We start from the raw sequence: 11,356 nt of genomic DNA, 5'->3' as shown, positions 1-11,356 counted from the left end.
CTCGCAGCCGCAGGCTACGACGCCCACGATCCAACCTGATCGGATGCCGCTCTAGTCGCGGTAGAAGCGCATTCAGGCTGCGCGTGCGCTGTGTTTCCTTCGGCAGGATCGTCGAGGTGAAGCGGACCCGGTTCTCGGTTCCTGTCGCGCGGCGATCCCGAACCCTTGCACGCGAGACCGGCACCGGATCGGAGCTCGGAAGGCGCGTTCATCTACACCTGATCGTTCGTCCGTCGATCTCAATCTCGGCCTCGCCATGATGTTCCCAGAGCGACAGGCCCGCTCCCACGTATCGGGCGCCGGACCCCGCCATGGCGTTCCTAAGGCGGTAGGTTCGGCCGGCCAGGGACACCTCCGCTCGATCCACGCCGAAATAGGTTGCCTGCACGATCTGGCCGTCGTCGCACCGGTAGCGCACGGTGTTTCCGCGAAGTGCCGCGGCGGCGGGCCACCCGGCCAGCAGCGCGGCGGCGGCGATCCATGGTCTCATCGGCATCTCCCTCCAGGGCATGCCCGCATTGTTCCAGCATCACGGCAGGCGCTTGGCCTGGACGCGGCGGTTGAAGGCGCGCCCCGACTCCGTCGCGTTGTCGGCGATCGGCTCGTCGAACCCCCGCCCGTCGACCGCGATGCGCGCTAGGCCGACGCCGCGATCGGCCAGCCAGAACCGCACGGCTTCCGCGCGCCTCAACGACAGGGGCAGGTTGTACTCGCGGGTGCCGACGTTGTCGGTGTGCCCGATCAGGGCGAGGTTCAGACCGGGCGAGCCGGCCAGGGCTCCGCGAAGCTCGTCGAGGACCGGGAGCGTTATCGGATCGAGTTCGGCCGAGGCGGTCCGGAACCGCACGTAGAGATCGACCTCGCCGCGCTCGCGCAGCGAAGCCGCGATGGGCTGCTGGACCGGCGCGGCGCCCTGCGTCACCGGTCGGACCGGAGGCAGGAAACGGAAGCTGCCCGGGTTCGCGCTGTCGTTGTCCGACACGATCCCGTTGCGCTTGACGCCCGGATAGGCCTTGCGGCCGCCCTCCGGGACGACGGTGACCGTACCGCCCGCCTCGCCGATGACGCCGGCATGGCGGGCGGCCCGGCAGATCAGCGAGCGGTCGGCATAGACGTCCATGCCCCAGACCGTGTCGAAGCCCGAACCGTCCGCCTTTACGGCATCGGCCGAGCACGAGCAGGCCAAAAGCTCCGTCGTGCCGTTGAAGGCCTTGAAGTTTGCCGGACACTCGGAAGCGGCACCGCTCGCCGTTGGGACGCTCGGAGAGGCAACAAGGGGCGATGGGGCGGCAGAAGATGGGGCTGCCGGAGATGCGGTGGCAGGAGAGGGTGCCGGAGCCTGGAGGGGGACGGCGGCTTGCGTGGCTGGTCTGGCCGGAAGTGAGAAACGGAAGCTGCCCGGGTTCGCGCTGTCGTTATCCGACACGATCCCGTTGCGCTTGACGCCCGGATAGGCCTTGCGGCCCACCTCCGGGACGACGATCACGGTCCCACCTCCCTCGCCGATGGCGCCGGCATGGCGGGCGGCCCGGCAGATCAGCGAGCGGTCGGCATAGACGTCCATGCCCCAGACCGTGTCGAAGCCCGAACCGTCCGCCTTCACGGCGTCCGCCGAGCATGAGCAGATGAGGGGGTCGGTCGTGCCGTCGAAGGTCTTGAAGTCCGTAGGACACTCGGACGCCGCGACAGCGGAGATGCTCACGACGACGGTCAGGCCGGCGAGAACGAAGTGGGTGAACCGTTTCATGGACACCTCGGCAACGAGGGACGCAGCACACAGGCGCGTCATTGACAGGTGGACTTGAGACCCCGGCAGGTGCCCGCTGGGGCGCCGAGCGCACAGCCGTGCAACGCGGTCTTCTCGACCTGCTGGGCGGATTTGTTGATGCCCACACCGTACCAGTAGCCGCCGGCCCGGCTCTCGAAATAGGCCACGCAGGTGGCGTCGCCCGTCGCCTCGATGCGGCAGCCGGGCCCGCAATTCCTGAGGGCGGCGGCGGACGGATCGACCGTTTGGCCGACCCTCGTGATGGTGTAGCCCCATCGCCCCTGCCCATCGGCGGCGACGGCGACCTGTGCCGGTGGAGGCGCGCCGATGAATTCCGCGAAGGCCGCTGCGGGGAGAAGAGCCGCGAGGGCGGCGGCGGTCAGCATCGTGATCCTACGCATGGCTTCCTCCTTCTCGAGGTCTGCGGGGCGCCTCGCCGCGTCGGCCGCTGGGCTGGCAGACCTGATGGTAGATCCCGTTCGGCCCAGGCTCGTACCGGCAATTCCGGGAGGAGCCGCCGCGGCTCGGCGGTGCCCCGCTTCCGCAGGCGCGATTCAACTGGCCGGTCGGGTCACCGAAGAAGCGGCAGCGGGACGGGGGCGGCTGGCGCGGCCCCGGCCGGTGCGGCGTCCAGTCGCCGGGCCACCCGCTGCGCCGATATTGGACCGACATCGCGGCATCGGGCGAGGCGGTGCCGAGCCCCGGCGCGAAGCCCGCCGATGCGGTTCCGGCTGCGCTCGCGGCAAGCAGGACGCCCGCCGAAAGCGCCACGCACAGGATCGTCGGTCTCATGGGGCGGCCTCCCCGCTAGAATCCAGGACCGGACGATGGCGGAAAGCGCGGACGCCGATACCGCTCGAAGGCGCTGGTTCGTTGGCACGGGCCATTGGAATAGGGACGGCGTCGGCAGTATCCCATCAGGCCACCGGAGGACGCAGGAGCGGCCGTCGGGCGTCCGCGCGGGGCGCTGCGGGGCGGCGGGCCCTCGCTGCCGCCTGGTCCTCCGTCGGACCCGCGGCGATAGATCACCAGTGCGATGGGGGCGACGCGCGCCAGGAGGCCCGGCTCGGCCCCGAGCGGGGCCGCCTTGGCTCCACTCCCCGCGAGCAGGGCGCCGGTGCAGAGCGGCAAGACCACTCGGATCAGAACGCGTGTCATGACAGGCCTCTCCGAAGGCTGCGTTGCGGGATGCATGAAGGCGCGATGGACCTCACGCCGGTGCGCGGCGTCGCGGGTCTGCGGACGCGCCTCCGGTGTTCGGGCTAGCCGGCCTCCCGCGCCCCTGCTGCCCGTCTTCCCGCCGCTTCTGGATCACGTGACCTCCGGGGTAGGGACAACGGCGCCCGTCGCTCGCATCCAGCCAGGACATCGGGCGGGGTCCGATGGCGTCAGGCAGCTTAGGTTCCGCGAGAGCGGCCTGTCGCCCTCCGATCGGAGGGCAGAAGCCGGTCCATCCGGTGCCCGCTCGGGATAGGGGCAGAGCGGTCCCTGCCGGATCGAGCGGCTGGTGGAAGCCTCCGGAAAGGACGGCGGCGGCTCAGCGCCGTTTCGGGTCTGGGACGTCAGGCTCCTCGAGCCACAGGTGCATGCCGAGTTCGGCCGCGTTGCGGGTGCCGAGCCGGCGATGCAGCTTGCGGGCGGCATCGATCACCGACGTCTCGGCGATCCCGAGCTGCCTCGCGATCTCCGGCTTCGACAGCCCTGTGGCGAGAAGCACGCCGACCCGCGTCTGGCCGGGCGAGGCGCCGCTGACGCGCAGGACCCGCGCCGCGCGGGCGACCGCGTGCTCGTGCAGCCCGAGGTTCACCGCGATCGGCAGGCCGCCCGGATCGGCCGCGATATCGGCGGCGAGGCCGGCCGGATCGACCGTCGTCGGTGTCAGCCAACTCGCCTCGATGGTGATCCGCCCCCAGGGCGTCCTGACGGTGGCGCGCGGGCACGGTGCCGCCTTGCCGCGCGCCGTCGCCACGAGGGCCTGCACGACCCGGCCGACGACAGCGGGCGTGCGGACATCGGGCGGCGAGCGCCGGCGCCAGTGGTTGTCGATCGTCCCGTCGAGGATGAGGTAGAGGTGCCCCGTGCCCGCGGTGCGGTACAGTTCGCGTCCGGCCGCGTCGAAGACCGCCGTCGCGTGCCGCAACGGTACGCCGTCGGCGAATCCACCTTCGCGCCCGTTCCCGGGCGGCCCCGCCTCCACGGCCGCGTTCTCGGCCTGCAGCGCGTGCACCATCCAGGGCCGCAGGGCGTCGAGCGCGTTGACCTCGCCCGTACCGAAGGGTTTGGCTGTGCGGGGCCGCGACAGCACCATGGACCCGATCGCACGCTTGCCGTCGTGAAGCACCGCGTCCAGGAGCCAGCATGAGTCGAGCTTCTTCTCGAACTCGTTGTAGTAGGCGCTGCCGAGGTAGGTGCCGTTCTGCAGAGGCAGGCCAACGCCGATGCCCCCCTTGGCGATCTGCGACATCCAGACCGTCACCACGGACGTCTTGTCTCGGTAGAAGCTCTCCCAGGTCGGCAGAAACAGCGGCATGAACTCGGGATGCTCGCCGAAGCCGATCGTGGGACGCTCGTTGTCGATGAGCCCGATGCGGGTCCATTGCGCCGGAACGACCTCCCGGACCGCGCCGGCAATGGCCATGAGGGCTGGCCGCAGGGGGAGACCGAGGCAGCAGAGTGTCTTGAAATGCTCCACGGTTCCCATGGCCTTCTCCAACAGTCTTCTGCGCGGAAGGCCGACGGGTCAAGACGATTCGCCAGCGTCGATTCCATTCAGAAGACGCGCTCCGACGGTTATGCGATTTGTATGATACGGATCGATCAGAGAGATTGCTAGAATGGAAAATTCACACGATTATATTCACTCAACCAATATGATGAACCGATTTATATAAATTTTTGGTGCGTCAGATAAATTGAGTATTGATGATGACAAGCCCGGAGAAAATGAAGTTCATTTCCGATTGCTCGATATCGTTTCTGGAACGCACCATGATGATCGATAGTGGCGGTCTGATCGGGATGCCAAGATTGGCAGGCTATCGAGGGTGTCACCGCCGATCAGATCATCAAATTGCAGGACTATAAGCCTATTTATTATGCCTCGGATCAGCCGGACTCGTTCGGCGGTTAAGACGGCCGGTTTTTCGATCCGGGCGGACGACCTGGACCCCGGCGGTTGTCCGGGTCAGCGGTTCCGAGTCCGGCATCCCGGTGGCCCGATGTATCCGACCGGGTGCCTGCCGCGGTCGGACGGGTTGCTCCGTTCCCGTTTCGCTCGGCCCGTGCCCGCGCCAGATGCGCGGCGGACCGGAACGGATCAGGGTGATCCGCTGCATCCGGCTCGTCCGCCAATCCATCCGTCGTGCCATCCATGGCGGCCTCGTCGGTTGCTGCAGCCATTTCCGTGGCAAGCGGCGGCTCCTGTTCGACCGGCAGGGGCGCCTCGCCGCCACCGCGCAGGGCGATCTCGTCGACAGTTGGATCGAGACCACGTTCTCGAAGAGCACGGCCACGCCGATCGGCGGCAAGATGCTCTGTCGGGGCGAGGCCTGCGAGGTGCGCGGCGACGGCCGGTTCGCCCAGACTTGGTTCACGGACCCGCAGGGCGAGCCGACCGACCGGGCGAAGCTGCCGTTCGGGGGCGCACGGAACCTCGATCTGACCTTCAAGGGCGGCGTGGCGTCGGGGAAGATCTCCGATCCCAAAGTCGTGTTCGGGGGCACTGATCAGGCGCGGCGCGAGGACCTGCGCTTCGAGATTCAGCGCGTCGAGGATTCGCAGTTCTGAACGCTGCACCAAGAAACTGAAGTCTTGCTTGGGGGTCTATGCGATGTTTGGTCGAGTTCCAGGAGCTTTAAGCAGCGTCCTCTGCGTCGGGTTGCTCGTGGGCGGGTGCAACACCACGGGACCGGCGAGAACGGCTGCCGCGGGAGCCCCCCTCGACGACGCGGTCGGGCGCTGCGTCGCCTCCGCGGTCGGAGGCGCGGTAATCGGTACGCTGATCGGGGCCGCGACCGGGGGCGGACGGCGCGCCCTGGCGGGAGCGGCCGTCGGCGCCGCCGTCGGTGGAATCGGCTGCTCCGTCCTCACCGCCCTCGACGCGCAGGACAGGGCGCGCATCCGGGAGGCTCAGATGGCGGCGGCGACCAACCAGCCGCGCTACCTCTCCTGTCAAGGCTCCGACGGACGCAAGCGCGAGATCACAGTTCGACCGCAATCCGCGCCCACGCAGACCGCCGAGGCCGGAAACCGCATCTGCCGCCGCACCGACGGATCGGCAACGATCGACGGGGCGGGAACGACGGAGCTGCCGCAGCAACTGGTATGCCGCACATCCAAGGGCGACTGGCTCCCCGCCTGACGCCTCATCTCCTGCTCATCCTCGGCGCTGCCGCGTTCGTCGCGAGCCTCCTGCTCGGCTCGGGGCCCGTGCGGGCGGAGTCCTGCGACCGGCTCACCGCCACGGTGATCCGCGCCACCGGCGCCTCGCTCGCGGGCCGCGAGGCTCAGCGCGCGGTGTTCCGCGCCACCGATGCCGAGCGCGTGAGTCTCGATTGCCGGGCGCCGGCGCGGATGGTGTTCGGCTCCCTCGACCGCGAGCCGGCCCGCACCTTCTACGCGCTGATCGGACGGGCCGCCCGCGCCGTCACCGGCGCCGCGGCCGAGGACGTGGAAGTCCTCGCCCTGCAACTGCACCAGGCTTCGCTGCTCGCCGACGCCCCGCGCCAGGGCGCGACGGGCCGGGCGGCCCTGCGCTGCGAGACCGGGCCGCGCGACGACGCGCTGGCCGGCGCGCGCACGGTCTGCGTGCTGGTGCCGCGACCGGCCGCGCCGCGCCGGAAGGCCGGCCTTTCGCGGCGCGGCGCGGCGGGCTAAGCCTTCGACCATGCCGAGTCCGACCGCCCGAGCCGAGAAGAGAACCGTCCGCGCCGGGGGAGTTACCTTCGGCAACCACCTGCCGCTCGCGCTCATCGCCGGACCCTGCCAACTCGAGGGCCGCAACCACGCCTTGGAGATCGCCGAGGCGCTGCGGGAGATGACGGCGGCCCTCGGGCTCGGCCTCGTGTTCAAGGCCTCCTTCGACAAGGCGAACCGCACCTCGGGCGGGGCGGCCCGCGGCATCGGGCTCGCCGACGCGCTGCCGATCTTCGCCGAGATCAAGGAGCGGTACGGTCTGCCCGTGCTCACCGACGTACACGCGGCCGAGCAGTGCGCGCCCGCGGCCGCGGTGATCGACGTGCTCCAGATCCCGGCCTTCCTCTGCCGCCAGACCGACCTGCTGATCGCCGCCGCCAGGACCGGCCGCGCGATCAACGTGAAGAAGGGCCAGTTCCTCGCCCCCTGGGACATGAGCCACGTCGCCGCCAAGGTGACGCAGGCCGGCAACCCGAACGTGATGGTCACCGAGCGCGGCGCCTCGTTCGGCTACAACACGCTGGTCTCCGACATGCGCAGCCTGCCGATCATGGCCTCCGTCACCGGCGGCGCGCCGGTGGTGTTCGACGCGACCCACTCGGTGCAGCAGCCGGGCGGGCAGGGGGGGAGTTCGGGCGGTCAGCGCGAGTTCGTCGCCGTGCTCGCGCGCGCGGCCGTGGCGGTCGGCGTGGCGGGCGTGTTCATCGAGACCCATCCCGACCCCGACGCTGCGCCGTCCGACGGTCCGAACATGGTCGCGCTCAAGGACATGCCGGCGCTGCTCGCCGAGCTGCTGGCCTTCGACCGGCTGGCCAAGGCGCGGGCCTGACCCTCACGCAGGGTTGGCTCGACCGATCCCGGCCGCCACGAGGATGTGCGCGCGCAGCGGCTGCATCAGCACGCGGCGGCCCGCCTCGTCCCGCCCGGCTGCCGCCTCGAAGGCGCGCGCGATCACCGCCGCGTCGTCGCGGATCACGGCCCTTCGTGCCGGGTCCACCACCGAGACCCGTTCGAGGAAGGCATCGAGGCCGTCGAAGACCTCGCGGCGCACGAAGGTCACGTCCCGCGCGCAGCGGAAAGCGCCGGCCGAGACGGCCTCGGCGATCGCTCCTTGCGCGACCGCCCGGATCGCGGTCTCGTCCTCGATGGGCCTCAGCGCGGCGAAGAAGCTGCCCTCGGCCAGCGGCTCCACCACGACGACGGGACACCCCGGCCGCACCACGCGCGCCGCCTCGGCGAGCGCGGCGCGTGGGTCCGGCACGTGGTGCAGGGCGTTGAGGATCACCGCCCCGTCGAAGGCGGCGTCGGTGAAGGGCAGCGCCTCGGCCGAGCCGATCGCGAAGCGCGCCTCCGGCACCCGCGCGCGGGCGGCCGTGATCGCCGCAGCCCCCGGATCGATGCCGGTCACGCGCGCGCCCTGCGCCGCGAGGGCCGCCGCCATCGCGCCGGGTCCGCATCCGATGTCGAGCAGGTGCCGCCCACCGAGCGGGTCGAAGGCGTCCGCGGCGAGGGACAGGGCATCCATGGTGTCGGGCCTCCAGGCCTTTGGGCCATGTCGCGCGGCGTGCGCCTCGCCCGGAAGGGACGGTGACCCTGAGTGGCCGCGGAGCAACGCCGGCGCGCGTGCTCGCGGCCCTTGCCCTTCGGATGGGCGCGGACTTGCACCATCGCCTCGGTGTCGGCCGGGCGCAACCATCGCCCGGGTTTACGCAGGTTCGACGTGGCCCGCCCGGCCCGCTCGGCTGACACTGGCGATCAGCGCCCCCGAGGCGATCGCGCGGGGAGGCGGACGGGACGGCAACACCCCTTCGTGAGCACGAGACCGGTCTCCGCGTCTGTTCACGCCACGACGCGGCTGATAGATTCGAATCCGCCCCAGAGTCGGTGCGGTGCCCCGGGCGCGCCGCCGTGCGATCCGACCGGGACGCCCTGCGACCAAACGATCGTACCCACTGAAGAGCGGCCGCCGTATCTTGGTGGGACAAATTCCCACGAATCTCGGACGCAATGCCCCGCTACTTCATCGACCTTCACGACGGCGCCCACTTCGTGCGCGACACCGAAGGCTTCGATCTGCCCGACGCGGCTGCGGCCCGCGAGAAGCTGGTGCGCATCATGTCGAAGATCGCCCAAGGCTTCGCGCCGGTGCCGGACCGGCAGGACTACCTCGCCATCGTCCGGGACGAAGGCCGGCAGGTGGTGTTTCGCGCGCGGCTCTCCCTCGACATCGAGGGCTTCGACGTCGGCTGAGGGCGCCTCGGCATCCGTTCACGGCGATCGAACGGACCCCGGGAGCAGTCTCGCGCGGAGCACCGAGCGGAAGTACGATCTCCGCAGCGGTCGAATTCCGCTGCGGCGGCCATGCTTTGCCGTTGCATCCCGGTCCGGTTACCATCATCACCCGTCCAGAGCTTCGGGCCGTCCGGATCGCCGTTTCGTCTCGGGCCGAGACGTCGGCGCCGGTCGGGCCGCCCGGACACCGGCCCGGCATGAGGAACCGACATGAAGACGCGCGCAGCCGTGGCGTGGGAGGCGAAGGCGCCGCTCACCATCGAGACCATCGACATCGAGGGACCGCGCGCGGGCGAGGTGCTCGTCGAGGTGATGGCCACCGGCATCTGCCACACCGACGCCTACACCCTCTCGGGCCTCGATTCGGAGGGCAAGTTCCCGGCGATCCTCGGCCACGAGGGGGCGGGCATCGTCCGCGAGGTCGGGGCCGGCGTCACGACGCTGAAGGTCGGCGACCACGTCATCCCGCTCTACACGCCGGAATGCCGCAACTGTAAGTCCTGCCTGTCGCGGCGCACCAATCTCTGCACCGCGATCCGCGCGACGCAGGGGCAGGGCGTGATGCCGGACGGCACCAGCCGCTTCAGTTGCACCTCCACCGGCGGCAGCCCGGGCGCGAACACCGTCTACCACTACATGGGCTGCTCGACGTTCTCGAACTTCACGGTGCTGCCGGCGATCGCGCTGGCGAAGATCCGGGAGGACGCGCCCTTCGACAAGGTCTGCTACATCGGCTGCGGCGTCACCACCGGCGTCGGCGCGGTGATCTACACGGCGAAGGTCTGGCCCGGCGCCAACGTCGTGGTGTTCGGCTTAGGCGGCATCGGTCTCAACGTGCTCCAGGCCGCCCGGATGGTGGGCGCCGACAAGATCATCGGCGTCGACATCAACCCGGACAAGGAGGCCATGGCGCGGAAGTTCGGCATGACTCACTTCGTCAACCCGAAGGAGGTCGGCAACGACAAGGTCGTGCAGGCGCTCGTCGACCTCACCGGGGGCGGCGCGGACTTCACGTTCGACTGCACCGGCAACGTCAACGTGATGCGTCAGGCGCTCGAATGCTGCCATCGCGGCTGGGGCGAGTCGATCGTCATCGGCGTGGCGGAGGCCGGCCGCGAAATCGCAACCCGCCCGTTCCAGCTCGTCACCGGCCGCGTCTGGAAGGGCTCGGCCTTCGGCGGCGCCAGGGGCCGCACCGACGTGCCGAAGATCGTCGACTGGTACATGGAGGGCAAGATCAACATCGACGACCTGATCACCCACACCATGCCGCTCGATGAGATCAACCACGGCTTCGACCTGATGCACGAGGGCAAGTCGATCCGCTCCGTCGTCTTGTACTGAGACTGGATTGCCGGAAAATCGCTGTCGGCGCAACGCGCCCCCTCTCCCGTGCGGGAGAGGGCGCGCGTTGCGCCTTTCCGCCGGACCACACGGGTTCATGACCCGTGAGACTGGGTCATGAGCCCCGACGTAGCGCTGACCATTGGCCCCGGAGCGGGACCTTGAGCTTCCGAGCAGGAGATCACCGCATGGAAACCGTCTCGAAGGCCCTCTCGCACGGCGGCGTCCAGGGCGTGTACCGGCACGATGCCGCGACCACCGGATGCGCGATGACCTTCGCGGTCTTCGTGCCGCCGCAGGCCGCGTCAGGCCCAGTGCCGGTGCTGTGGTATCTCTCCGGCCTGACCTGCACCCACGCCAACGTCATGGACAAGGGCGAGTACCGGCAGGCCGCCGCCCGCCACGGCGTGATCGTCGTGGCGCCGGACACGAGCCCCCGCGGCGAAGGGATTCCCGACGAGGCCGGCAACTGGCAGTTCGGTTCGGGCGCCGGCTTCTATCTCGACGCGACGCAGGCGCCCTATGACAAGAACTATCGGATGTGGAGCTACGTCACGGAGGAGCTGCCGGCGCTGGTCGCTGCGAACTTCCCCGCCGACATGAGCCGGCAGGGCATCTTCGGGCACTCGATGGGCGGGCACGGCGCCCTGACGATCGCGCTGCGGAACCCCGGCCGCTTCAAGTCCTGCTCCGCCTTCGCGCCGATCGTCCAGCCCTCCACGGCCGGCTGGTCGCGGCCGGCCTTCGAGAAGTACCTCGGGACGGACGAGGCCGCGTGGCGCGCCTACGACGCGACGGCGCTGATCGCGGACGGGCACCGCTTCCCCGAGATCCTCGTCGACCAGGGCGCGGCCGACAGCTTCCTGCAGGATGGCCTGCGGCCGTGGCTGCTCCAGGAGGCGTGCGCGGCGGCCGGCATCCCTCTCACGCTCAACATGCGCGAGGGCTACGACCACTCCTACTTCTTCATCTCCAGCTTCATGGACGACCACATCGCCTGGGCGGCGCAACGCCTGAGGTAGCCGACCGCACCGGCGC

The 11,356-nt window shown here is 70.0% G+C and carries 12 protein-coding genes and 1 pseudogene; 7 read left to right on the top strand and 6 right to left on the bottom strand.

Annotated features, from left to right (window positions below; genetic code table 11):
• From ACFE8Y_RS04015 to ACFE8Y_RS03995, 5 genes and pseudogenes are all read right to left on the bottom strand, one after another.
• Positions 1–187: pseudogene (locus ACFE8Y_RS04015) on the bottom strand (hypothetical protein); the annotation flags it as partial.
• 21 nt (positions 188–208) lie between these two features.
• Positions 209–490 carry an MliC family protein gene (locus ACFE8Y_RS04010; protein WP_375463100.1) on the bottom strand — a complete coding sequence of 94 codons (282 nt, stop codon included), beginning with the start codon at positions 488–490 and terminating at the stop codon, positions 209–211.
• A 39-nt stretch (positions 491–529) separates the two neighbouring features.
• Entirely contained in the window at positions 530–1,747 is a 1,218-nt protein-coding gene (locus ACFE8Y_RS04005; RefSeq protein WP_375463099.1) for an LCCL domain-containing protein, read from the bottom strand.
• Between the two features lie 38 nt (positions 1,748–1,785).
• Complete coding sequence (locus tag ACFE8Y_RS04000; protein WP_375463098.1) at positions 1,786–2,169, bottom strand: DUF4189 domain-containing protein; 384 nt, start codon at positions 2,167–2,169, stop codon at positions 1,786–1,788.
• A gap of 1,136 nt (positions 2,170–3,305) precedes the next feature.
• A complete protein-coding gene (locus tag ACFE8Y_RS03995; protein WP_375463097.1) occupies positions 3,306–4,469 on the bottom strand; it encodes a helix-turn-helix transcriptional regulator in 1,164 nt (387 codons plus the stop codon).
• 620 nt (positions 4,470–5,089) lie between these two features.
• On the opposite strand from ACFE8Y_RS03995, the gene ACFE8Y_RS03990 reads away from it, so the two are divergent.
• From ACFE8Y_RS03990 to kdsA, 4 genes are all read left to right on the top strand, one after another.
• The gene (locus tag ACFE8Y_RS03990; RefSeq protein WP_375463096.1) at positions 5,090–5,554 is read left to right on the top strand and encodes a hypothetical protein; all 465 of its coding nucleotides are present in this window, start codon (positions 5,090–5,092) and stop codon (positions 5,552–5,554) included.
• 346 nt (positions 5,555–5,900) lie between these two features.
• The gene (locus ACFE8Y_RS03985; protein WP_375463095.1) at positions 5,901–6,128 is read left to right on the top strand and encodes a hypothetical protein; all 228 of its coding nucleotides are present in this window, start codon (positions 5,901–5,903) and stop codon (positions 6,126–6,128) included.
• Entirely contained in the window at positions 6,092–6,643 is a 552-nt protein-coding gene (locus ACFE8Y_RS03980) for a hypothetical protein (RefSeq protein ID WP_375463094.1), read from the top strand. The genes ACFE8Y_RS03985 and ACFE8Y_RS03980 overlap by 37 nt, the downstream gene beginning before the upstream one ends.
• A 10-nt stretch (positions 6,644–6,653) precedes the next feature.
• On the top strand, positions 6,654–7,511 hold the full coding sequence (gene kdsA / locus ACFE8Y_RS03975) for a 3-deoxy-8-phosphooctulonate synthase (RefSeq protein WP_375463093.1): 858 nt from the start codon (positions 6,654–6,656) through the stop codon (positions 7,509–7,511).
• Positions 7,512–7,514: 3 nt separating this feature from the next.
• Here the strand turns inward: kdsA and ACFE8Y_RS03970 are convergent, their stop codons facing one another.
• Positions 7,515–8,207, bottom strand: coding sequence for a class I SAM-dependent methyltransferase (locus ACFE8Y_RS03970; RefSeq protein ID WP_375463092.1), 693 nt, complete (start codon positions 8,205–8,207; stop codon positions 7,515–7,517).
• Positions 8,208–8,689: 482 nt separating this feature from the next.
• Between ACFE8Y_RS03970 and ACFE8Y_RS03965 the strand changes: the two genes are divergently transcribed.
• The 3 genes from ACFE8Y_RS03965 to fghA all read left to right on the top strand — a co-directional run bounded on the left by ACFE8Y_RS03965 (position 8,690) and on the right by fghA (position 11,340).
• On the top strand, positions 8,690–8,932 hold the full coding sequence (locus ACFE8Y_RS03965; RefSeq protein ID WP_375463091.1) for a DUF6894 family protein: 243 nt from the start codon (positions 8,690–8,692) through the stop codon (positions 8,930–8,932).
• A 252-nt stretch (positions 8,933–9,184) separates the two neighbouring features.
• Complete coding sequence (locus tag ACFE8Y_RS03960; RefSeq protein ID WP_375463090.1) at positions 9,185–10,318, top strand: S-(hydroxymethyl)glutathione dehydrogenase/class III alcohol dehydrogenase; 1,134 nt, start codon at positions 9,185–9,187, stop codon at positions 10,316–10,318.
• A 188-nt stretch (positions 10,319–10,506) separates the two neighbouring features.
• Positions 10,507–11,340, top strand: a complete 834-nt coding sequence (gene fghA, locus ACFE8Y_RS03955; RefSeq protein ID WP_375463089.1) for an S-formylglutathione hydrolase — start codon at positions 10,507–10,509, stop codon at positions 11,338–11,340.
• Positions 11,341–11,356: the final 16 nt, after the last annotated feature.

The sequence above is a fragment of the uncultured Methylobacterium sp. genome (assembly GCF_964242245.1).
GTDB lineage: Bacteria > Pseudomonadota > Alphaproteobacteria > Rhizobiales > Beijerinckiaceae > Methylobacterium.
This window is presented reverse-complemented; position numbering and strand designations above follow the sequence as displayed.

Bases quoted from the DNA above. Each gene is read 5' to 3' on its own strand.
- ACFE8Y_RS04005 (WP_375463099.1), bottom strand. From the start codon at position 1,747: ATGAAACGGTTCACCCACTTCGTTCTCGCCGGCCTGACCGTCGTCGTG.
- ACFE8Y_RS04010 (WP_375463100.1), bottom strand. From the start codon at position 490: ATGAGACCATGGATCGCCGCCGCCGCGCTGCTGGCCGGGTGGCCCGCC.
- ACFE8Y_RS03960 (WP_375463090.1), top strand. From the start codon at position 9,185: ATGAAGACGCGCGCAGCCGTGGCGTGGGAGGCGAAGGCGCCGCTCACC.
- ACFE8Y_RS03995 (WP_375463097.1), bottom strand. From the start codon at position 4,469: ATGGGAACCGTGGAGCATTTCAAGACACTCTGCTGCCTCGGTCTCCCC.
- ACFE8Y_RS03980 (WP_375463094.1), top strand. From the start codon at position 6,092: ATGCCGCACATCCAAGGGCGACTGGCTCCCCGCCTGACGCCTCATCTC.
- ACFE8Y_RS03985 (WP_375463095.1), top strand. From the start codon at position 5,901: ATGGCGGCGGCGACCAACCAGCCGCGCTACCTCTCCTGTCAAGGCTCC.
- ACFE8Y_RS04000 (WP_375463098.1), bottom strand. From the start codon at position 2,169: ATGCGTAGGATCACGATGCTGACCGCCGCCGCCCTCGCGGCTCTTCTC.
- ACFE8Y_RS03970 (WP_375463092.1), bottom strand. From the start codon at position 8,207: ATGGATGCCCTGTCCCTCGCCGCGGACGCCTTCGACCCGCTCGGTGGG.
- kdsA (WP_375463093.1), top strand. From the start codon at position 6,654: ATGCCGAGTCCGACCGCCCGAGCCGAGAAGAGAACCGTCCGCGCCGGG.
- fghA (WP_375463089.1), top strand. From the start codon at position 10,507: ATGGAAACCGTCTCGAAGGCCCTCTCGCACGGCGGCGTCCAGGGCGTG.
- ACFE8Y_RS03965 (WP_375463091.1), top strand. From the start codon at position 8,690: ATGCCCCGCTACTTCATCGACCTTCACGACGGCGCCCACTTCGTGCGC.